This window comes from Pollutimonas rozaliensis (assembly GCF_048751585.1).
Lineage (GTDB): Bacteria > Pseudomonadota > Gammaproteobacteria > Burkholderiales > Burkholderiaceae_B.
Genome location: NZ_JAZHOB010000001.1, coordinates 92,302 through 114,120 on the forward strand (window position 1 = coordinate 92,302; position 21,819 = coordinate 114,120).

15 protein-coding genes are annotated in these 21,819 nt (G+C 61.4%); 5 read left to right on the forward strand and 10 right to left on the reverse strand.

Translation table 11 applies throughout. The annotated features are described in order from the left end of the window. Positions 1-52 precede the first annotated feature (52 nt). From phbB to V0R37_RS00435, 4 genes are all read right to left on the reverse strand, one after another. The gene (gene phbB / locus V0R37_RS00420; protein ID WP_420372606.1) at positions 53-790 is read right to left on the reverse strand and encodes an acetoacetyl-CoA reductase; all 738 of its coding nucleotides are present in this window, start codon (positions 788-790) and stop codon (positions 53-55) included. 102 nt (positions 791-892) lie between these two features. Then, positions 893-2,527, reverse strand: coding sequence for a class I poly(R)-hydroxyalkanoic acid synthase (gene phaC / locus V0R37_RS00425; protein WP_420372607.1), 1,635 nt, complete (start codon positions 2,525-2,527; stop codon positions 893-895). A 65-nt stretch (positions 2,528-2,592) separates the two neighbouring features. Continuing rightward, positions 2,593-3,399: a peptidoglycan editing factor PgeF gene (pgeF, locus tag V0R37_RS00430; RefSeq protein ID WP_420372608.1), complete on the reverse strand. Its 807-nt coding sequence runs from the start codon at positions 3,397-3,399 to the stop codon at positions 2,593-2,595. A 2-nt stretch (positions 3,400-3,401) separates the two neighbouring features. After that, positions 3,402-4,370 carry an RluA family pseudouridine synthase gene (locus tag V0R37_RS00435; protein ID WP_420372609.1) on the reverse strand — a complete coding sequence of 323 codons (969 nt, stop codon included), beginning with the start codon at positions 4,368-4,370 and terminating at the stop codon, positions 3,402-3,404. A gap of 59 nt (positions 4,371-4,429) precedes the next feature. Between V0R37_RS00435 and V0R37_RS00440 the strand changes: the two genes are divergently transcribed. After that, positions 4,430-5,269 (forward strand): outer membrane protein assembly factor BamD, encoded by an 840-nt coding sequence (locus V0R37_RS00440; protein ID WP_420373111.1) that lies wholly within the window; start codon positions 4,430-4,432, stop codon positions 5,267-5,269. 69 nt (positions 5,270-5,338) lie between these two features. On the opposite strand, the gene yoaA is transcribed toward V0R37_RS00440, so the two are convergent. Beyond that, the gene (yoaA, locus tag V0R37_RS00445) at positions 5,339-7,351 is read right to left on the reverse strand and encodes a DNA repair helicase YoaA (protein WP_420373112.1); all 2,013 of its coding nucleotides are present in this window, start codon (positions 7,349-7,351) and stop codon (positions 5,339-5,341) included. A gap of 162 nt (positions 7,352-7,513) precedes the next feature. Here yoaA and V0R37_RS00450 point away from each other — a divergent pair, with 162 nt between their 5' ends. Further along, on the forward strand, positions 7,514-9,913 hold the full coding sequence (locus tag V0R37_RS00450) for a Tex family protein (RefSeq protein WP_420372610.1): 2,400 nt from the start codon (positions 7,514-7,516) through the stop codon (positions 9,911-9,913). A 7-nt stretch (positions 9,914-9,920) separates the two neighbouring features. Continuing rightward, positions 9,921-10,448: a hypothetical protein gene (locus V0R37_RS00455; protein WP_420372611.1), complete on the forward strand. Its 528-nt coding sequence runs from the start codon at positions 9,921-9,923 to the stop codon at positions 10,446-10,448. A 16-nt stretch (positions 10,449-10,464) separates the two neighbouring features. Here the strand turns inward: V0R37_RS00455 and V0R37_RS00460 are convergent, their stop codons facing one another. From V0R37_RS00460 to lpdA, 3 genes are all read right to left on the reverse strand, one after another. Next, positions 10,465-11,808 (reverse strand): tryptophan--tRNA ligase, encoded by a 1,344-nt coding sequence (locus V0R37_RS00460; protein WP_420372612.1) that lies wholly within the window; start codon positions 11,806-11,808, stop codon positions 10,465-10,467. A gap of 61 nt (positions 11,809-11,869) precedes the next feature. Beyond that, positions 11,870-12,961, reverse strand: a complete 1,092-nt coding sequence (gene zapE, locus V0R37_RS00465; RefSeq protein WP_420372613.1) for a cell division protein ZapE — start codon at positions 12,959-12,961, stop codon at positions 11,870-11,872. Positions 12,962-13,124: 163 nt separating this feature from the next. After that, positions 13,125-14,552: a dihydrolipoyl dehydrogenase gene (gene lpdA / locus V0R37_RS00470; RefSeq protein ID WP_420372614.1), complete on the reverse strand. Its 1,428-nt coding sequence runs from the start codon at positions 14,550-14,552 to the stop codon at positions 13,125-13,127. Here lpdA and V0R37_RS00475 point away from each other — a divergent pair. Then, positions 14,551-14,730 (forward strand): hypothetical protein, encoded by a 180-nt coding sequence (locus tag V0R37_RS00475; RefSeq protein ID WP_420372615.1) that lies wholly within the window; start codon positions 14,551-14,553, stop codon positions 14,728-14,730. The two genes, lpdA and V0R37_RS00475, sit on opposite strands and share 2 nt — an antisense overlap. Here V0R37_RS00475 and odhB read toward each other — a convergent pair. Both odhB and V0R37_RS00485 read right to left on the reverse strand, forming a co-directional pair. Continuing rightward, entirely contained in the window at positions 14,727-15,935 is a 1,209-nt protein-coding gene (odhB, locus tag V0R37_RS00480) for a 2-oxoglutarate dehydrogenase complex dihydrolipoyllysine-residue succinyltransferase (RefSeq protein ID WP_420372616.1), read from the reverse strand. The genes V0R37_RS00475 and odhB overlap by 4 nt on opposite strands. Positions 15,936-15,964: 29 nt before the next feature. Then, positions 15,965-18,835 carry a 2-oxoglutarate dehydrogenase E1 component gene (locus V0R37_RS00485; RefSeq protein WP_420372617.1) on the reverse strand — a complete coding sequence of 957 codons (2,871 nt, stop codon included), beginning with the start codon at positions 18,833-18,835 and terminating at the stop codon, positions 15,965-15,967. Positions 18,836-19,137: 302 nt separating this feature from the next. Between V0R37_RS00485 and V0R37_RS00490 the strand changes: the two genes are divergently transcribed. Next, positions 19,138-21,435 carry an NADP-dependent malic enzyme gene (locus tag V0R37_RS00490; RefSeq protein WP_420372618.1) on the forward strand — a complete coding sequence of 766 codons (2,298 nt, stop codon included), beginning with the start codon at positions 19,138-19,140 and terminating at the stop codon, positions 21,433-21,435. Positions 21,436-21,819: the final 384 nt, after the last annotated feature.

A 21,819-nucleotide genomic window follows, 5' to 3' on the forward strand; every position in this document is an offset into this window, starting at 1 on the left:
ACGTGATGGAGCGAAAGGGATCGAATGGGGCCGGACCTGGCCGGCATGGGACTTAGCCCATATGCAGCCCGCCATTCAGTGAGAAATCGGCGCCGGTGGCAAACCCTGATTCATCCGACGCCAGCCAGGCCACGATTGATCCTATTTCTTCAGGCGTTCCCAGACGCTTGACAGGAATGGTCGCCACGATTTTCTCGAGCACGTCGGGACGTATGGCGCGCACCATGTCGGTGCCTATATAACCGGGCGAGATCGTGTTGACCGTGACGCCCTTGCTGGCCACTTCCTGCGCCAGCGCCATGGTGAAGCCGTGTATGCCCGCCTTCGCGGTGGAGTAGTTGGTTTGGCCGAACTGGCCCTTTTGGCCGTTGACCGAACTGATGTTGATGATGCGGCCCCATTGCCTGTCGACCATGCCCTCGATGACTTGCTTGGTCACGTTGAACAGGCTGTTCAGGTTGGTATCGATGACCGCCCGCCAATCTTCCTGGCTCATTTTACGGAACAGGCCGTCGCGGGTAATGCCTGCATTGTTGACCAGCACATCGACAGGGCCCAGCTTCTCGCGAACCACGCGGAACGCGTCCACCGTTGAGTCCCAGTCGGAGACATTTCCGACCGACGCATGAAAGGAATAGCCGAGCGCCGACTGCTCGTCGAGCCATTGCTTGAAGTTGCGGCTGGGGCCGCAGCCGGCCACGACGGTATAGCCTTCTTTTGCCAGGCGCTGGCATATGGACGTTCCTATGCCGCCCATGCCGCCTGTTACGTAAGCCAGTTTTTCACTCATGACGATCTCCTCTTAATTCCAGATGCCCCCGCGGCACCACAACCGAATAGCGTTTTATCGCGGACCGCCATCGGGGCGCGCCAGCCGTCGCCGCGACGACGGTCAAAACGCGCGCACCTTTACATAGCTTCCGGGCGCCGGTTCCAGGGGCCGGTACTTCGCATTGCCCAACTCTGGGCGCGCGCGAACCTGGGCTCCTGAATGCGAGGCAAGCCATTTCGTCCAGTCATTCCACCAACTGCCCGGATGCTCGGTAGCCGCATCGAGCCAGCTTGCCGGATCGCCGGGCATGCCGGAAGGCGGATAGTCATCCTGATGGTTCCAGTAGCTGCGGCGTTTTTTGGGTGGCGGATTGATGACACCGGCAATATGCCCTGAAGCGCCGAGCACGAAGCGCATGGGTCCGCGCAGCAATCGGGTTGTGGCGTAAGCCGCATGCCAGGGAACGATATGATCGTCGCGGGAACCGTATATATACGCTGGCATGCCGAGCGTGCCCAGGTCCAGGCCATGGCCGTCGACCTGTATGCGCCCTGGCGTCTTCAGATTATTCTCGAGATAGGTATTGCGGAAATACCAGGCGAAAAACGGTCCTGGAAGGTTGGTGCCGTCGGCATTCCAGTACAGCAGGTCAAACGCGGGAGGCGCCTCGCCCTTGAGGTAGTTGCTTACGACGTAGTGCCAGACGAGTTCGCCGGGGCGCAGAAAGGAAAACGTCGTACCCAGTTCGCGGGCGGTCATCAGCCCGCGGTTGCCCAGTTGGTGTTCGCGCGCCTGGGCATGGGCTTCATCGACGAAGACATCAAGCACGCCGGTTTCATCGAAGTCGAGCAAGGTGGTGAGCAAGGTCAGGCTGGCGGCCGGATCATCTCCCTGCGCCCGCGCCAGCGCAAGCGCCGAGGCCAATAAAGTGCCGCCCACGCAAAAACCCAGCGTGTTGATTTGATCTTGTCCGGAAACGGCACGCGCGACATCGATGGCCTGGAGCACGCCATGACGAAGGTAGTCGCCCCACGTGGCGGTATCGATACCGTCGGCATCGGAGTCCAGGGGATTGCGCCAGGACACCAGAAAAACCGTAAAGCCTTCCTGGACGGCATGCCTGACAAAGGAGTTTTCGGGTTGCAGGTCGAGTATGTAGAATTTGTTGATGCACGGCGGCACCATCAGCAAGGGCCTTTTGTGGACCTTCGCGGTTTGCGGCGCATACTGGATCACCTGCATGAGCGAATTCTGGAAAACGACCTCGCCCGGCGTGACACCCAGGTCCCGGCCCAATTCGAAGCGCGATTCGTCGGATTGGGTAAGACGCCCTTTCCGCAGATCGCCAAGCAGGTTGCGCACGCCATTGCCCAAGGACTGGCCCTGGGTTTGAAGGAGCATTTGCTGCGCGTCAGGATTGCTGGCCAGAAAATTGGAAGGCGATGCGGCCTCGAGCCATTGCATGAGCGAAAACCGCAATCGGCTGCGCACGGCTTCGGGAACTTCGGCGGCCTCGACCATCTGGTTCATGGCTTTGGCCGACAGCAAGTAGGCGTGCGCGGAAAACAGGGACGCGGGACTGGACGCCCAGGCCGGTTTGCTGAAGCGGCGATCGGCCGGCGGTTCAAGCGATCCCTGCTGGGCACTGGCCGCAATGCGCAGCCATTCGCGGGAGAACTCTGCCTGAATTGCTCCGATCTTATCCGGAGCAATGCTGACCGGAACTGGCCATGAGGATGACGACGGAGCTCTCACTTTAAGACACCTTACACTTATCGACGCTTTGACCCCATGTTGGATGTCATTTAAAAGCGTGTCAATCAGGGTAAGTCGCTACCCACCTGTCCGGGAGGGTCGGCGGGCTCCAGCCAGGCCAAGGTGGCCAAACGGCCGGTGGTCGATGCGCGGCGAAAGGAATAATACATATCGGCCTGACCGAATGTACATTGCCCGCTTAGCTCTATATTGGCCACGCCGGCATTATGCAGCCGATACCGTGCGATCCCGGGCAAATCGGCCAGCCATTTCCCGTCTCCTTTTTCAGCGAAAAAGACAGCGGCCCCAGGGTCGGCGCCGGCAAACGCTTCATATACGTCGCGGCCCACTTCAAAATGGCGCTGGCTGATGGCGGGGCCTATCCAGGCCCGCCACCGGGCACCCTCGGGCGCCCGCCGGCGCATGGCTCCCAGGGTGTTCTCCAGCACGCCATTGGCCAGGCCTCGCCAGCCCGCGTGCGCCACGCCAAGGACGCAGGCATCGGCGCTTGCCAACACCACCGGCAGGCAATCGGCCGTCATGATGGCCAGCACCCTGCCCGCGGTGGCCGTGACGGCGGCATCGGCGGCGGGCGGAGGCCCTGGCATCGCCCGGCCCTGCACGGTTTCCGGCATCCCGTCCGCATCGAACACATCCGCCCCATGCACCTGTTTCAGCCACAAGGGCTCCGACGGCGCCATGGCGCCGAGCCGCTGCCGGTTCGCCGCCACATGCGCGCCGTCGTCATCGGTGTGCAGGCCAAGATTCAAGGAAGACCATGGGCCGGCACTGACGCCGCCTTGGCGTGTCGTGCTGAAGTACTTAACGCCCTTCCATGGCAAGCCGGTGACGGTCGGCAACGCGCTGTCCATGTTCATTCCTCCCAATCGATTTCATCCAGCACGCGCTGAAAATCCTCGGCCAGGGGCGCCTGGAAAGACAGGCGTTCGCCGCTGGAAATATCATCGAAGGCAAGGGCTTGCGCATGCAAGAGTTGCCGCTGGGCGCTGCCAACGGGCTTGCCGCCATACAGCACATCGCCCACCAGCGGATGGCGCAAGCTCATCATGTGCACCCGGATCTGATGCGTGCGGCCGGTCTCCAGCTTGCAGGCGACCTCGGTCACTGTGGCGCCCTCGCCCGCAGCGGCCTGGCCCACGCGCAGCGGCGCGTAATGCGTGATGGCCGGCTTGGGGGCAATGGGGTTGTCGACGGCCATGCGCACCGGTACGCGCGGGTCCCGGCCGATACTCAGCTTGACGGCGCCCGGCCGGGTCAGGCGGCCATGAACCAGCGCAATGTATTCGCGGCTGACGCTGCGCGCCTGCAATTGGCGGATCAAGTGCGTCTGGGACTTTTCGTGCCGGGCCACCACCAGCAAGCCGGAAGTATCCTTGTCCAGCCTATGGACGATGCCCGCGCGCGCCACGCGGGCCAGTTCCGGATAGCGGTAAAGCAGCCCGTTCAGCAAGGTGCCCTGCCAGTTGCCCGCCCCCGGATGGGTCACCAGACCGGCGGGCTTGTAGACGACGATCCAGTCGGGACTTTCATCAACCACCGTGAAGTCGACATCCTGGGGCGTAAAGGCCTGCGACTCGGGAGCCGCCTGCTCATAGACCAGCAGCGTGTCGCCCGGGTTGGCCATCTGCTTTATGCGCCCAGGCTGGCCATTCACCAGCACATGTCCGGCCTCTATCCAGCCTTGCAGCCGACTGCGGGAATGATCCGGCACCAGCCGGGCCAGGACTTTGTCCAGGCGCTCCGGCAGCGCCGTAAAGGGAATATGGAACTCAAGCGGCGCGGCCGAAGAAAAACTTTCTTTGGCGATATCTGTGTCAGGCATGGCGACAAATCATATAATCAGCGTGCAATGCTAACACCAAGGATGCTTTTGTGACTCGTATCGACCTCAATCAATCTCGATTTTCCGGCTTCGCGCGGTTAAGTCACGCCGCCCTCGCCCTCATTGCCGTTGTGCTGATCGCCGGATGCGGATCCATCAAGGGCGAGACGGACCCCACGGCGGGATGGAGCGCCGAGCGCCTGTACCAGGATGCCCGCACGGAAATAAGCGCCGGCAACTGGAAAGACGCGCGCACCCGCCTGGAAGCCGTCGAGGCGCGCTACCCCTTCGGCGGCTATGCGCAGCAATCGCTCATCGATCAGGCATACGTAAACTGGAAAGACGACGAGCCCGAGCAGGCCCTTGCCGCCATCGATCGTTTCCAGCAGCAGTACCCCAACCATCCCGGCACCGACTACATGCTGTACCTGAAGGGGTTGATCACGTTCACGCCTCCCAGCGCCTCGTTCACCAAGTTTACGCGCCAGGACCCCAGCGAACGCGATCCCAAAGGCTTGCGTGAATCGTACGAATCGTTCAATGAGCTTATCAAGCGCTACCCCGACAGCCGCTATACCGCCGACGCCAAGAAACGCGTCACCTGGCTGGTCAGCACGATTGCCCAGAACGAAGTGCATGTTGCCCAGTATTACTATGAACGCGGCGCCTATGTCGCCGCCGTCAATCGGGCGCAAACCGTCATCACCGACTTTCAGGGCGTGCCCATTGCCGAAAAGGCCTTGTACATTATTTACCTGTCCTACGATAAGCTGGGCCTGACGGAGCTGCGCGACGACGCAAAGCGCGTTCTCGATCAAAACTTCCCCAACAGCAAATATTACGAGCAAGGCCTGGATGAGCCGGGCGGCAGCTACTGGAATCCCATCAACTGGTTCTGACCGGGCGCCGCCCGTCCCATCGCCCCGCGCATGCCGCCTGTCTGGCCGGTTTGCGCGGGGCGATCCGTTTCAGGACGCCTGTTTCTTTTCGAAGAACGCCACCACCTGCTCGGGCTCGCGGGTGCGGGAGAATGGCGGCAATCCGCGCCATAGCAGCTTCCCATAGGGCTTTTCCACGATGCGGGTATCGCCCACCACCAGCACGCCCCAATCCTGTTCCGACCGTATCAGGCGGCCCGCGCCCTGCTTCAGGGCAATGGCGGCTTCGGGCAGTTGATATTCCATGAAAGGGTTGCCGCCCTGGTTGCGGCATAGATTAAGGCGGGCCTCCAGGACCGGGTCGTCGGGCGGAGCAAAAGGCAGCTTGTCGATGGCGACCAGCGTCAGGGCATTGCCCGGCACATCTATGCCTTCCCAAAAGCTGGCGCTGCCGACCAGCACGGCATTGCTCGCCGCCCGGAAACGCTCGAGCAGCGCACGGCGCGAGCTTTCGCCCTGCCGCAACAGAACCCGATCGATGCCCTCGTCCTCGAAACGCTCTTCCAGCAACTCGGCGATACGGTCCACCGCGCGCAATGTCGTGCAAAGAATCAGCACACCGCCCGACGATGCGCGGATCAGCGGCAGCAGCACATCGACGAAGCGCTCGTTGAAATAGCGGTCGCTGGGCAGGGGCAGCGCCTTGGGCACATACAGAACGCCCTGGGCGGGATAATCGAAAGGAGAATCCCAGCGCAATGTCTTGGCATCCCACAGGCCGAGCTGGCGCAGGAAATGGCCGAAATCGCCATGCACGGACAGCGTGGCGGACGTCAGCACCCAAGCCTGCTCCTTGCCGCGATAGCGGGAAAAGATCTGCGCCACCGACAAGGGCGCGCTGTGCAGCCGCATATGGTGCAGGCTGTGCTCCACCCAGCGCACGGCGGCATTGTCTTCGCCTGCGGCCTGTCCGCCTTCCTTTGGAGGCGGCTTGAGCGTGTTCCCGCCCTGGCGGTCGGGCTGGCTCCATTGATACAGGCGGGCGCGCAAATCGAGGCAGGTCTTGGAGACAGCCGCCAGATCGGGGTGCTTCTCGCTGACCACCGACAGCAGTTGCGAGCTTTTGTCCAGCACGTCCAGCAGCTCGGACAGGGCCGCGTCGAACTCTTCGGGGTTGGGGATGGCCTGGAAGGTGGCTTTGCGCCCGGGCATTTTCTCGATGGGCGCCGCGGCAAGGCGCAACTGGCGCGCCGCATGCTCGATCTTCTTGCCCGCTTCGCTCCAGTTGGTGGATTCGCGCGCATACGCCAGGCCGGCCGCTTCGGCCGTACGCGCCAGGTCGAGCAACTGGTGCGACGACACGCTGGTGCCCAGAAAACGCGTGGCGATGTCCGGCAGTTGATGCGCCTCGTCGAAAACCACCAGCTCGACGGTGGGCAGCAGATCGGTGATGCCCTCTTCGCGCAACGCCAGGTCGGCCATGAACAATGCATGATTGACCACCACCAGGTCGGCATCCTGCGCCTGGCGCCTGGCCTTCATGACAAAACAATCCCGCACATGGGGGCATTCCTGGCCCAGGCAGTTTTCGCGCGTGGAGGTAACCCGGTTCCAGATGTCGGCGTCTTCCGGGACCTCGGCCAGGTCGCTGCGATCGCCGCTGCGCGACTGCTGCGCAAATACCTGTATATGGCGCAACTGGCTGATTTCCGCGCGGGATTTCAATGCCCTGTCGTCGCCCTGCAGACGCTCCAGATGATAGTGGCACACATAATTGCCCCGGCCCTTGAGCAGCGCCACGGTAATCGGCAGCGCCAATGCCTGGCGCAGGCGGGGCAAATCGCGCCGGAACAATTGGTCCTGAAGCGTGCGCGTACCTGTAGAAACCAGCACCTTGCACCCGCTGAGGAAAGCGGGCACCAGATAGGCCCAGGTCTTGCCGGTGCCGGTGCCGGCCTCGGCTATCAGTGTCGAATGGGTCTGCAAGGCTTCCTCGATGGCTTGCGCAAGCTCCAGCTGCGCCTGGCGCGGGCGATAGTCCGGCACGGCCTTCGCTATCGGGCCGTCGGAAGAAAAAATATCGGAAAGTTCTTGCAAAAGCATCAAAAGGTAAATTAGGAATATGGCCGGCGGATCGTTCGCGGCAAAAAGGGTAAAGTATGCACTCCCCGGAGAATCCAGACGTGATGATACCCGTCTATTTTTCCGGCGAGGCTGCCGTTGTGGCAAAATGCGCCGCGTTATTCTCGATTTATAGATGGACCAATGACCGATACCTCTGTTCACGCAAAATCCGATTCCTTTCAGGACGCAGCGGACCCCGCCCGTATTGTCGCTTTGCTCGCCAATGAGCTGAACGTACGCGCCGCGCAGGTCGCCGCCACGGTCGAATTGCTGGACGGCGGTGCCACGGTTCCCTTCATCGCCCGGTACAGGAAGGAAGCAACCGGCGGCCTGGACGACACGGTGCTGCGCAATCTGGAGGTCAGGCTGCTTTATGTGCGCGAGCTGGAATCGCGCCGCGCGGCCATCCTGGAATCGGTGCATCAGCAGGGCAAGCTGACGCCCGAGCTGCAGCAGGAGATCAGCTCGGCCGATACCAAGCAGCGGCTGGAAGACTTGTATGCGCCCTATAAGCCCAAGCGGCGCACGCGCGCCCAGATCGCCCGCGAGGCGGGCCTGGAACCGCTGGCCGATGCGATCCTGGCGGACAAGAATTGCGATCCCGTCTTGCTGGCCGAAGGCTACCTGAATACCGAAGCCTCGATCAACGACACGAAAGCCGCGCTGGATGGCGCGCGCGACATACTGGCCGAGCGCTACGCCGAAGATGCCGATCTGCTGGCGAATATGCGTGAACACTTGTGGAATACCGGTTTGTTGTATTCCAAGGTCGTCGAAGGCAAGGAGAACGAAGGCGACAATTTCCGCGACTGGTTCGACTTCAGCGAAACCCTGCGCTCGCTGCCTTCCCACCGTGTGCTGGCCCTGCTGCGCGGCCGCCAGCAAGGCGCCCTGGATATCCGCCTGGGCCTGGAGGCCGAGTTGGAAGCCCAGACGCCACATCCTTGCGTGCTGCGGATTGCGGACTTCCTGCGTATGGGCGCCGACTTCAGCATGGATGCCGCCCCCCGGGGACGCTGGCTGGGTGAAGTGTGCCGCTGGACATGGCGCGTGAAGCTGCTTACCGCCTTCGAATCGGAACTTATCGGCCGCCTGCGCGAAACCGCCGAGCAAGAAGCCATACGCGTTTTCGCCGCCAACCTTAAAGACCTGCTGCTGGCGGCTCCCGCCGGCCCTAAATCGGTGCTGGGCCTGGATCCCGGCATACGCACCGGCGTCAAGGTCGCCGCCATCGATGCCACCGGCAAAGTGCTGGGCACCGCCACGGTCTACCCTTTCGAGCCGCGCCGCGACCGTGAAGGCAGCATCAACACCCTGGCTGCGCTGGTCGCCAAGCACAAGATCGAGCTGGTCGCCATCGGCAACGGCACCGCCTCGCGTGAGACCGAAAAGCTGGTCATCGACATGCTGGAGAAATTTCCAGATCTGAAGCTTACGCGCGTCATGGTGTCGGAAGCCGGCGCATCGGTCTATTCCGCATCCGAACTGGCCGCGCATGAATTCCCCGACCTGGACGTCAGCCTGCGCGGGGCGGTTTCCATTGCGCGCCGCTTGCAGGACCCCCTGGCCGAACTGGTCAAGATTGAGCCCAAGGCCATAGGCGTGGGCCAGTACCAGCATGACGTCAATCAGCGCGAGCTGGCCCGTTCGCTGGATGCGGTCATCGAAGACTGCGTGAACGCCGTGGGCGTGGATGTCAACACCGCCTCGGCGCCGCTGCTGACCCGCGTCTCGGGGCTGAACTCGCTGCTGGCGAAGAATATCGTCACCTGGCGCAACGAGAACGGCGCCTTCCCCAACCGGAAGACCCTGCTGAAGGTGCCGCGCTTCGGCGACAAGGCGTTCGAACAAGCCGCCGGCTTCCTGCGCATTCCCAACGGTGACAATCCGCTGGACGCCTCGGCCGTCCACCCGGAAGCCTACCCGGTGGTCAAGCGCATACTGGAAAAAATCAAGACGGAGGCCAACAGCATCATGGGCCAGCCCGGCGCCCTGAAAGGCGTCTCGCCGTCCGAATTCACGGACGAACGCTTCGGCTTGCCCACGGTAAAAGATATTTTCCAGGAAATCGAGAAGCCCGGCCGCGACCCGCGCCCCGAATTCAAGACGGCGCAATTCAAGGAAGGCATCAATACCATCAATGACCTGCATCCGGGCATGATACTGGAAGGCGTGGTCACCAATGTGGCCAATTTCGGCGCCTTTGTCGATGTGGGCGTGCATCAGGATGGGCTGGTCCACATATCCGCCTTGTCGGAAACCTTCGTGAAGGACCCCCGCGACGTCGTACGGGTGGGCCAGACGGTAAAAGTCAAGGTCCAGGAAGTGGACGTTGCGCGCAAACGCATCGGCCTGACCATGCGCCTGGATGACGATGGCGCGCCTGTGCGCCGCGGGGGCGGCGACGACCGGCGCGGCAGCGGTGAACGGCGAGGCGCGCCGGGCGGCAACGGCAACGCCAAGCGCCATCCGCCGTCACGCGCTCCCGAACCCGCGGGCCAAGGGGCCATGGCCGCCGCATTCGCCAAGTTGAAAAGATAGGACGGCCATGACTTCCATCATCGACCACGACAAGCTTGCCGAGCGCCTTGGCGAGCTGATCGGCATGCTAAGCTGCGGCGATCTTGACGAGCACGAGACCAGCCGCATCGTCAATATCTGCGTCCAGGCCAAAGACCGGCCCGCCGAAACCTTGCACGAAAACTACGGGGCCGATGCCGCCAAAGTCGCCGAATACGATCCGGGCGGCGTCATGGCCTTCATCATTTTCGTGGAACTTGAAGACTATTTCGCCGTGGCGGACACCGTCGATGAGCTGTACGAACAAATCGTCGACGCGTTCGAACAGCCCGCCCTGCCCGACTATCCCTACGACGACAATGACTTCGAAACGATCTCGGATTTCTACCGATGGGTCGACCGGCAATTGCAGGAGCATCACGGCAAGTACCGCTTGATCGGTTTCGGCGAAAGCTACACCAACGACTTCCAGGTCATTTTGGTATACCGCGAACAGGCGGCAGACATTCTGGCGCTATGCAAAGGGCTCGGCCTGCGGGCCGAGCTCTGCGAATAAACAAAGTCGCTTTGATCTAGTCCCGGTCCCGGGCCAGTTCGGCCAGGGCTTCCCGGACCTGCTCCAGGCGTGCGGCGTCGAAGCGCCCCACGATTGCACCGTCCAAATACATCGCCGCCTCTTTTCCCTCTTGGGCGATTACGCTGTCAAGCGGCGCATCCTGCAATCCCTTGATGACGGCGCCGGCCGCCTTGGGATTGTCGAAGCCGTCGGACAGGAACAGCTCCTGGCCATCGCTTGCCAGCAGGCGGAAACGGAATTGACCGCCCTCGTCGCGGAAACTGACGAAGCGGGCCCGCTTGCCGGCCGCCTTTTTCACCGACGCTGGCGACGCGGGCGCGGCGGTGGCCGATGCCCGCAAGCCGACCGCCTCGCGCAAGGCCGCCATCAAAGGCTGCGACAAACGCCGCGCCTTGGCGGCCCCCGCTTGCAGAATATCTTCGATGCGATCGGGCCTGGACATCAATTCCGCATAGACTTCACGCATGGGTGCAAGGTCCTGCTCGATACGTTCGTACAAACGCTGCTTGGCATCGCCCCAGCCCAGGCCGCCTTCGAGCTCCTGCCGGAAAGCAGCGGACTCGGCTGGCAAGGCAAAGGCACGGTACAAGGTATAGAGATGCGAGTTTTCGGCATCCTTGGCTTCGCCGGGCTGGCGCGAATCGGTAACGATGCGCATCACCGCCGAGCGCAAGCCTTTGGTGCCGCCCTCGAACAAGGGAATGGTGTTGTCATAGCTCTTGGACATCTTGCGTCCGTCCAGCCCCGGCAGGGTGGCCACTTCGTCATCGATCTGGACTTCGGGCAAGACGAAGAAGTCAGTGCCGTTGCCATACAGGTGGTTGAATCGCTGCGCGATATCGCGCGTCATTTCCAGATGCTGTATTTGATCGCGCCCCACCGGCACCTTGTTCGCATTGAACATCAGGATGTCGGCGGCCATCAGGACGGGATAGGAAAACAGGCCCATGGTGATGCCGTCGTCGGGCTCGGCCTGCCGGGCCACATTCTGGTCGACCGAAGCCTTGTAGGCGTGTGCGCGGTTCATCAGGCCCTTGGCCGTCACGCAGGTCAACATCCAGCACAGCTCGGGTATCTCGGGAATATCCGACTGCCGATAAAACGTGACTCTTTCGGGATCCAGGCCGGCGGCGATCCAGGTTGCGGCGATCTCCAGCCGCGACCGCGCAATGCGTTGCGGGTCGTCGCATTTTATAAGCGCGTGATAGTCGGCCATGAAATAGAAGGCATCGACGCCGGGCAGGACGCTGGCCTGGATGGATGGACGGATCGCCCCGGCATAATTGCCCAGGTGCGGCGTTCCGGAGGTCGTAATGCCGGTCAATACACGAGTATTCATAGATGGCTTCAAATAAAAACGGATAAGCGCGGCCCCGCCATGCTGCCGGGACCGATGGGTATCAGAGGGTCACGGCCTCGCGCCGCTCGGCGTCAAGGTATTCGCGCGACTGCATCTCCATGATGCGCGATACGGTGCGATGGAATTCGTTGGACATCGGGCCATCGGTGTAGAGCTCTTCCGCCTCGCATTCGGCCGACATGATCAGCTTGACCTTGTGATCGTAAAACACATCGATCAGCCAGGTAAAGCGGCGCGCCTCGGACGCTTGGCGCGGGCTCATGCGCGGCACATCCGACAGAATCACCGTCTGGAAACGGCTGGCCAGATCCAGATAATCGTTTTGCGAGCGGGGACCGCCGCACAGCGTGGCGAAATCGAACCATACGATGCTGCCCCCCAGTGCAATGGGTTTGATCTCGCGATTCTCGACCACCAGCACCGGCTTCATCGGCGCGGTATCAAGCAGGCGATCAAAGTTGTCCTGAAGTTCCTGGCGAGTTTCCGCGTTTATGGGTGTCAGGTACATGCGCACCTGCTCCAGCGCGCGCCGGCGATAATCCGTACCCACATCGACGTTCACGATGTCCATTCTTTCCTGTATGAGCTTGATCGCCGGCAATATGCGATCCCGGTGCAGGCCATCCGGATACAGCGTTGACGGTTCGTAATTGGACGTCATGACGAAAGACGTTCCGTACTCGAACAAGCGCAACAGCAGGCGATACAGTATCATCGCGTCGGCCACGTCCGACACATGGAATTCGTCGAAGCAGATCAGGCGATAGCGCTTGGCAATGCGCCGCGCCACCTCGTCCAGCGGATCCTGCTGGCCGCGCACATTGCCCAGTTCGCGATGCACTCCGCGCATGAATTCATGAAAATGCACGCGGGTCTTGCGCTTGACCGGAACCGTAAGATAGAAGGCATCCATCAGGAAGCTTTTGCCGCGCCCCACCCCGCCCCACATGTAGATTCCCCGGGGAACATCGGGCCGCCGGAAAATCTTTCGCAAGGTGGAAGAACGAGCTTGCTTGAATTCCAGCCAGTCGTCGAAATACGCCTGCAAGCGGTCGATGGCCGCCAACTGGGCCTCATCGGACCGATAGCCGCGCTCTTGCAAAGCATGTTCGTAATACTCGCGTACATTCATAAACCAAGACTCTTCACTACAACACAACAAAAAATGGCCCCCACGCTGCGCCTTCGGCTTGCTGCCCCCCAAGGGGGCGCTTTTTGCCTTGGGGCGGCCCGGCGGCAAAAAAGAGGCGAGCCGTCCGCCCGCCCCTTGCAAGGTCAATGCATGCCGACCGGGATCAGAAGTTGAGCGTGCGTTTGTCGACCGCCAGCGCCGCTTCCTTCATGGCTTCCGACAAAGTCGGATGCGCATGGCAGATGCGTGCGATGTCTTCCGCGGCGCCGCGGAATTCCATGATGGTGACGGCTTCGGAGATCAGCTCGGAAGCCATGGGTCCGATAATGTGAACGCCCAGGACTTCATCGGTCTTGGCATCGGCCAGGACCTTGACGAAACCGGTGGTGTCGCCCAGCGCCCGGGCACGGCCATTGGCCATGAACGGGAAGCTTCCGGCCTTGTATTCGCGGCCTTCGGTCTTGAGCTGCTGCTCGTTCTTGCCCACCCAGGCGATCTCGGGCGAAGTGTAGATGACTGAAGGAATGGTTCCGAAGTTCACATGGCCGTGCTGCCCGGCGATGCGTTCGGCCACGGCCACGCCTTCTTCTTCGGCCTTGTGCGCCAGCATCGGGCCGCGAACGACGTCGCCCACCGCCCAAACATTGGGCAGGTTGGTCTTGCAATCGTCGTCGACCACCACGAAGCCGCGTTCATCGCGCTTGAGTCCGACCGTATCCACGCCCAGGCCGTCCACATTCGGCACGCGGCCGATGGAGACGATAAGCCGGTCGACGACCAGCTTTTGCTCGGCGCCCGATGCATCGGTATACGGCACGGTCACCGACTTGGCGGCGGACTTCACCTCGCCGATCTTGACGCCCGTATGAATCGCCAGGCCTTGCTTGGCGAAGGCTTTCTGGGCCTCTTTGGCAACCTGCTGGTCGGCGACAGCCAGGAAATCGGGCATGGCTTCCAGTATGGTGACTTCCGCGCCCAGGCGGCGCCATACGCTGCCCAGCTCCAGTCCGATGACGCCGGCGCCGATGACGCCCAGCTTCTTGGGCACAGCGGGAATACGCAGCGCGCCATCATTGGACAGGATCTGGTCTTCGTCGAACGGCAGGCCGGGAAGCGCGCGCGGCGACGAACCGGTGGCGATGACGACATGCTTGGCGACAAGGTCTTCTTCGGCCTTGCCCGCCACCTTGATCGACCAGCCGCCGTCCACATGAGCCACGAACGAGCCGGTGCCATGAAAGAAGGTGACCTTGTTCTTCTTGAAAAGGTAAAGAATGCCTTCGTTGTTCTGCTTGACGACGGTGTTCTTGCGGCCCACCAGAGTGTCCAGCTTCAGCTCTACGCCCTTGACCTGGATGCCGTGCTCGGCAAAGTGATGGTTGACCTGCTCGAAATGTTCGGACGACTGCAGCAAGGCCTTGGACGGAATGCAGCCCACATTGGTGCAGGTACCGCCAGGCGCGGGCTTTCCGTCAGTGGTGGACCAGGCATCTATGCAGGCAACGGTCATGCCCAGTTGCGCAGCGCGGATAGCGGCGATGTAGCCGCCGGGGCCCGCACCGATAACGACGACGTCGAATTGTTTAGCCATGTTCTTTCTCGATCTGGATAGTGTTGAAGCAAGCTCGGCAGAGCTCGCGAGCCGGAAGGAGGCGACACAATCTAGCGCCCGCTTCCACGATGAAAAGCGCTTAAAAAACCCCGGCCAGCGGTTCCAGCGCGGCTGGATCGCTTCCGGGGCTTGTTCAGGCTTTTTCCTGCATGCTTAGACGTCCAGCAGCAGGCGTTGGGGATCTTCGAGTGCTTCTTTCATGGCCACCAGAGCCAATACGGCTTCGCGGCCGTCGATGATCCGATGGTCGTAGGACAGGGCCAGGTAATTCATGGGGCGAATCACGACCTGGCCATTCTCGGCAACCGGGCGGTCCTTGGTGGCGTGTATGCCCAGGATGGCCGACTGCGGAGGATTGATGATGGGCGTGGACAGCATGGAGCCGAAGACGCCGCCGTTGGAAATCGAGAACGTGCCGCCTGTCAGCTCTTCAAGGGTAAGCTTGCCGTCACGCGCACGCGTACCGAAATCGGCGATCTGCTTTTCGATGTCGGCGATGGAGAGCTGATCGGCATTGCGCAGGATGGGTACGACCAGGCCGCGCGGGCTGCCTACGGCAATGCCGATGTCAAAGTAGCCGTGATAGATGATGTCCTTGCCGTCGACCGACGCATTGACGACCGGGTACTTCTTGAGCGCGGCAACCGCGGCCTTGACGAAGAAGGACGTAAAGCCCAGCTTGACACCGTGTTCTTTCTCGAACTGATCCTTGTATTTTTTACGTAGATCCAGGATGCCCTGCATATTGACTTCGTTGAAAGTCGTCAGGATGGCGTTGTCGGACTGCGATTGCAGCAAACGCTCGGCCACACGGGCACGCAGGCGGCTCATGGGCACGCGCTGTTCGGGACGGCCGTCCAGCGACAAGGTGGGCGGCGCGACCGGCGCGGCCGCTTTGGCGGCGGGAGCGGCTGAACCGGCTTGCAGGGCATCGCCCTTGGTGATGCGGCCACCACGGCCGGAGCCTTCGACGGAAGCGGGATCGACGCCCTTTTCAGCCAGGATCTTGCCGGCGGCGGGCGATGCGACCGCCGAGGCGGCAGGCGCGCCGGCGGCTGCGGCGGCGGGTGCCGGAGCGGTTTCGGCGGCAGCGGCGGGCGCCGCGGCGGCAGTGGCCTTGCCTTCGGAATCGATGCGCGCCAGGACTTCGCCCGAAGTGACCATGCTGCCGTCACCCTTCACGATTTCCTTCAGGACGCCCGACGAGGGAGCGGGGACTTCCAGGACGACTTTGTCGGTCTCGACCTCGATCAGGATTTCGTCGGCTTCGACCGCTTCACCTGGCTGCTTCTTCCAGTTGAGCAAAGTCGCTTCGGAAACCGACTCGGAAAGCTGGGGCACGAGAACATCAGTAATAGCCATAGTATGTATTCCGTTGTGTAAGGTATTCGTTATTTGGTCAGCATAAAGCTCTTGAACTTGGGCGCCAGCGCTTGCTCAAGCAGATTGCGCTGCTGTTCCTGGTGCTTGGCCAGGTAGCCCACCGCCGGCGAAGCCGAAGCGGCGCGGCCTGCATAGCCCAGCTTCTGACCTTCAGCCATATTCTCGTACAAATGATGCTGAATATAAAACCAGGGGCCCTGATTCTGAGGCTCGTCCTGAGTCCAGACCACTTCCTTGGCATTGACGTACTTTTGCAATTCGGCCTGGAAAGCCTTGTGCGCAAAGGGATACAGCTGCTCGACGCGCAGGATGGCGACATCGTCGCGGCCGGCTTCCTTGCGGGCGTGAACGATGTCGTAATAGACCTTGCCCGAACACACCAGCACGCGCTTGACGCCCGCCGGATCGATGGACTCGTCCTGCTCGCCGATGACCGGCAGGAACTGGCTGTTGGCCAGGTCGGCCAGCGGCGACGTGGCGTCCTTGTTGCGCAACAGCGACTTGGGCGTCAGGATGACCAGCGGCTTGCGGAAAGGCCGGATCATCTGGCGGCGCAAGACGTGGAATATCTGCGCGCCATTGGTCGGCTGCACCACCTGGATATTGTTGTCGGCGCACAATTGCAGGAAGCGCTCGATGCGTGCCGAAGAGTGTTCCGGGCCCTGGCCTTCGTAGCCGTGCGGCAACATCATGGTCAGGCCGCACTGACGGCCCCATTTGGCCTCGCCCGACGTGATGAACTGGTCGATCACCACTTGCGCGCCGTTGACGAAATCGCCGAACTGGGCTTCCCAAATGGTCAGCGTGTTGGGCTCGGCCGAGGCATAGCCGTATTCAAAAGCCAGCACGGCCTCTTCGGACAATACCGAATCAATCACCGTGAACGGCGCCTGATTGTCGGATACGTTTTGCAGGGGAATATAGGTGCCGTCGTTCCAGCGCTCGCGCTTCTGGTCGTGCAATACCGCATGGCGGTGCGTAAAGGTACCGCGGCCGGAATCCTGTCCGGTGATGCGGATGGCATAGCCGCTGGCCACCAGCGTGGCGAACGCCAGATGCTCGCCCATGCCCCAGTCCAGGTTCTGTTCACCGCGCGCCATGTTACGACGGTCGTTGAGCAGCTTGTTGACCAGCGAATGAACCGTGAAGCCTTCCGGCACGGTCGTCAGCTTTTCGCCTATGCGGGTCAGTTCGGCCAGCGGTACGCCGGTATCGGCCTGGTCGGTCCATTTGGCGCCCAGGAAGGCTGACCAGTCGGTGGAATACTTGTTCTTGTAGTCGGTGAGGACGGGCTCGATGGTGCGCTGCCCGTCTTCCATGAGCTGACGATAGTCCTTGACGAGCTGGTCGGGTTCGCCCTCGGCCAGGATGCCCTGCGCCACCAGCTTGTCGGCGTAGACCTTGCGCGTGCCGGGGTGCTTGCCGATGCTCTTGTACATAAGAGGTTGGGTCAGCGAGGGGGTGTCCTGCTCGTTGTGGCCCAGCTTGCGGAAGCAGACAATGTCGACCACGACATCGTGATGGAACTTCATGCGGTAGTCGAGCGCCAGCTGAGTGACATACACGACGGCTTCGGGATCGTCGCCGTTAACGTGGAAAACCGGGGCTTCGATCATCTTGACCACGTCGGTGCAATACAGCGTGGAGCGGGTATCGCGCGGATCGGAAGTGGTAAAGCCGATTTGGTTGTTGATGACGATGTGCAGCGTGCCGCCGGTGCCGTAACCGCGCGTTTGCGCCATGTTAAGGGTTTCCATGACCACGCCCTGCCCAGCAAAAGCGGCATCGCCGTGAACCAGCACGGGCAATACTTGCAGGCCGTCCTCGTCATTGCGGCGGTCCTGGCGGGCGCGCACGCTGCCTTCGACCACGGGGTTGACGATTTCCAAGTGGGACGGATTGAATGCCAGCGACAAATGGATGGGGCCGCCGCGCGTGGACAGGTCGCTGGAGAAGCCGTTGTGGTACTTGACGTCGCCATCGGTCAGGCCTTCGGCGTGCTTGCCTTCGAACTCGGCGAACAGGTCGCCGGGCATCTTGCCCATGATGTTCACCAGCATGTTCAGGCGGCCGCGGTGAGCCATGCCCACGACGATTTCCTGCACACCGTTGTCGCCGGCGTGGCCGACGACTTCGTCCATGGAGGCAATGAAGCTTTCGCCGCCTTCCAGCGAAAAGCGCTTCTGGCCCACGTACTTGGTATGCAGGAAGCGTTCCAGGCCTTCGGCCTCGGTGACTTGCTGCAAAATGTGCCGTTTGCGATCGGCCGAGAACGAGGGCACGCCCAGGGTGGACTCAAGGCGTTCTTGAATCCAGCGCTTGGCGGCCGGATCGGAGATATGCATGAACTCGGCGCCCACGCTGCGGCAATACGTATCGCGCAAAGCCTTGAGCATGTCCCGCATGGTCATGGTGTCGGCTTTGGTGAAGTAGGTATTGGTGGCGGAATAGACCTGATCCAGATCGGCTTCGGCCAGGCCGTAGAAACTGGGGTCGAGTTCGGGAATGACGGGACGATCGTGGCGCTTCAACGGATCGAGTTCGGCGAAACGCGAACCCAGCGACCGGTATGCGGCGATGATCGATTGAACATATACTTGCTTACTGGCAATGGCCAGGTCGGGCTCTTGAGCCCGGGCTACAAAGGCGTTGGCCTTGGCCCGCTGCGCGAAAGACTCGACCACGGGGGCGTGAGCCTGGTCGCGGGTGATTTCGCGGCCGTCGGTGGCAGGCTGATGCTGAAGCTGGTCGAAATAAGTACGCCACTGGTCTGAAACAGAACCGGGATTATCGAGGTAGGACTCGTAGAGTTCCTCGACATATGGAGCGTTGCTACCAAACAGGTAAGAATTGGATAAAAGTTCTATTTCCGATGACATATATGCGCTTCACCTATCCGAGTGTCTCACTCGTTATGATGCAGGGAAAAACCTTCCGCGACACGGCCAGACCGGTTAGCGGATAGCGGGGCAGAAGGCAACAGTACGACGCCTTAATAAGCCGTATTCATACTAGTATACCCTTGAAGCATAGGGCAACAAACCCAAAGACGGGAATTGCATCCCAAAACCGGGAAAGCGTTGGCATTTACAAACACCTTGCATTTTTCCGCATCAAAACGGTCGCGTAAACGTTCAAGCACGGTTATCTTTTTCGTTTTTCATTTTTAGGAGCTACACCCATGGACGCCAACGCCGACCTTGCAAAACTGGCCCTGGACTATCACGCCTACCCTTCCCCGGGCAAGATTTCGGTCATGCCGACCAAACCGCTGGCCAACCAGGATGACCTGTCGCTGGCCTACTCGCCCGGGGTGGCCGTGGCCTGCATGGCCATCCACGCCGAGGGCGAAGACGCCGCGTCCATGTACACCTCCCGCTCCAATCTGGTCGGCGTGATCACCAACGGCACAGCCGTCCTGGGCCTGGGCAATATCGGCCCGCTCGCGGCCAAGCCCGTCATGGAAGGCAAAGGCTGCCTGTTCAAGAAGTTTGCCGGCATCGATGTCTTCGACATCGAATTGGCGGAAACCGACCCCGACAAGCTGGTGGACATCATCGCTGCGCTGGAACCCACCCTGGGCGGCGTCAACCTGGAAGACATCAAGGCACCGGAGTGCTTCTATATAGAGAAGAAGCTGCGCGAGCGCATGAAGATTCCGGTTTTCCATGACGACCAGCACGGCACGGCCATTATCTCGTCGGCCGCCATCCTGAACGGCCTGAAGGTCGTCAACAAGAAGATCGGCGATGTGAAGCTGGTGTGCTCCGGCGCGGGCGCCGCGGCCATCGCCTGCCTGGACCTGCTGGTCCACCTGGGCCTGAAGCGCTCGAATATGTACGTGGTGGATTCACGCGGCGTCATACGCGTGGGGCGCGAAGAGAACATGGAGCCCAACAAGGCGCGCTATGCCCAGGAAACCGATGCCCGCACCTTGGCCGACGTCTGCAAGGACGCCGATGTGTTCCTAGGCTGCTCGGCGCCCGGCGTGTTGACCGCCGACATGGTGAAAACCATGGGCCCCAACCCCTTGATTCTTGCCCTGGCCAACCCCGAGCCGGAAATCCGTCCTGAAGTCGCCAAGGCGGCCAGGCCCGACTGCATCATCGCGACCGGCCGGTCGGACTACCCCAACCAGGTCAACAATGTACTGTGCTTCCCCTTCATATTCCGGGGAGCCATGGACGTCGGCGCCACGGTGATCAATGAGGAAATGAAGCTGGCCTGCGTCAAGGCCATTGCGGAGCTGGCCGAAGCCGAGCAGAACGACGAAGTGGCGCTGGCCTATGCGGGCCAGGAACTGGCCTTCGGCCCCGACTACATCATTCCCAAGCCTTTCGACCCGCGCCTGATCGTCAAGATTGCGCCGGCCGTGGCCGAAGCGGCCGCCCTTTCCGGCGTGGCCCGCCGTCCCATCCAGGACCTGGAGGCATACCGCCAGAAGCTCATGAGCCTGGTTTATCACACCGGCCAGTTGATGCGTCCACTGTTCATGCAGGCCAAGAGCGCGCCCAAGCGGGTCATCTATGCCGACGGCGAAGACGAACGCGTGCTGCGCGCAGCCCAGACGGTGGTCGACGAGCAAATAGCAAACCCCATACTGATAGGCCGGCCTTCGGTCATCCAGATGCGTATCGAGAAGTTCGGCTTGCGTCTGGTGGTTGGAAAAGACGTAGATATCGTCGACCCTGAAGACGATGCACGCTTCAACGAAACCTGGGGTGCCTATTACAAGCTGAAGGGCCGCGACGGGGTCACGCCGGAAATCGCCAAGGCGATGGTGCGCAAGCATAATTCGCTGATCGGAGTCATGCTGCTGCAACGGGGCGATGCCGATGCGATGCTGTGCGGGGTCACCAGCCGCTTCGACAATCAGCTTAAGTATGTGCAAGAGGTCATTGGCCTGAAGTCCGGGGCGCAGACGTATGCGGCCATGAATGTGCTGATGCTGCCGACGCAAACTTTGTTTATCTGCGATACGCACGTAAACGAGGACCCGACGGCAGAGGAAATCGCAGACATGACGATACAGGCGGCGCAAGAGGTTCAGCGTTTCGGCGTGGTGCCCAAGGTGGCCCTGCTGTCGCATTCGAACTTCGGCAGCCGTTCCTCGGCGTCGTCACGCAAGATGGCCGAGGCCCGTCGCTTGATTTCAGAGCGCGCGCCCAATCTGGAAGTCGATGGCGAGATGCATGCTGATTCGGCCTTGTCGGAAAAAATCCGCCTGAAGTCCTTCCCGGATTCAACCCTGAAGGGTCCGGCAAATCTGCTGATCACGCCTAATCTGGATACGGGCAACATTACCTACAACATGCTGAAGATGACGGGCAGCAATGGCGTTGCGATGGGGCCTGTGCTGCTGGGCGCGGCGCGTCCGGTGCATATCCTGACGACGAGTTCGACGGTGCGGCGCATTGTGAACATGACGGCGCTGGCCGTTGTGGATGCGCAGCAGGAGGCTGGGCAGGTTCAGTTGTAATCCGGCGGCGTTCGACGCGCTTCTTCGATGTCGGAGTGAAGCGCGTCTGCCCTCCCGCCGGCTCTGCTTTTTTTGTTTACGGGTGCCTGTTTATGACGGGCGCCCGTTTTCATTTGCGGTGGCGTGCTGGTTCTATAGCGTCGAGATTTACTGATGTGCATCGCTGCCTTGACTCTGTTCTATTGGACGTGATGGACTGGCCTATCCGATTCTAAAAACGGCCTGGTGGGCCGGCCTGGACCGGGCTGCGCCTCGCCGCGATCCCGGCTACGCCGGGATTTCCCGCCTGAACGGTCTGGATTCGGGGTCGGGCGCGAACTCGCAAAAATCAGTCCCCCGGACTGATTTTGTGCTCAAACATGCGCGCCCTCTTACGCCCCCGAT

Bases quoted from the DNA above. Each gene is read 5' to 3' on its own strand.
- zapE (WP_420372613.1), bottom strand. From the start codon at position 12,961: ATGAATGTACGCGAGTATTACGAACATGCTTTGCAAGAGCGCGGCTAT.
- V0R37_RS00450 (WP_420372610.1), top strand. From the start codon at position 7,514: ATGACCGATACCTCTGTTCACGCAAAATCCGATTCCTTTCAGGACGCA.
- V0R37_RS00485 (WP_420372617.1), bottom strand. From the start codon at position 18,835: ATGTCATCGGAAATAGAACTTTTATCCAATTCTTACCTGTTTGGTAGC.
- V0R37_RS00475 (WP_420372615.1), top strand. From the start codon at position 14,551: ATGTTCTTTCTCGATCTGGATAGTGTTGAAGCAAGCTCGGCAGAGCTC.
- V0R37_RS00435 (WP_420372609.1), bottom strand. From the start codon at position 4,370: ATGCCTGACACAGATATCGCCAAAGAAAGTTTTTCTTCGGCCGCGCCG.
- pgeF (WP_420372608.1), bottom strand. From the start codon at position 3,399: ATGGACAGCGCGTTGCCGACCGTCACCGGCTTGCCATGGAAGGGCGTT.
- V0R37_RS00490 (WP_420372618.1), top strand. From the start codon at position 19,138: ATGGACGCCAACGCCGACCTTGCAAAACTGGCCCTGGACTATCACGCC.
- V0R37_RS00460 (WP_420372612.1), bottom strand. From the start codon at position 11,808: ATGAATACTCGTGTATTGACCGGCATTACGACCTCCGGAACGCCGCAC.
- phbB (WP_420372606.1), bottom strand. From the start codon at position 790: ATGAGTGAAAAACTGGCTTACGTAACAGGCGGCATGGGCGGCATAGGA.
- odhB (WP_420372616.1), bottom strand. From the start codon at position 15,935: ATGGCTATTACTGATGTTCTCGTGCCCCAGCTTTCCGAGTCGGTTTCC.
- lpdA (WP_420372614.1), bottom strand. From the start codon at position 14,552: ATGGCTAAACAATTCGACGTCGTCGTTATCGGTGCGGGCCCCGGCGGC.
- V0R37_RS00455 (WP_420372611.1), top strand. From the start codon at position 9,921: ATGACTTCCATCATCGACCACGACAAGCTTGCCGAGCGCCTTGGCGAG.
- yoaA (WP_420373112.1), bottom strand. From the start codon at position 7,351: ATGCTTTTGCAAGAACTTTCCGATATTTTTTCTTCCGACGGCCCGATA.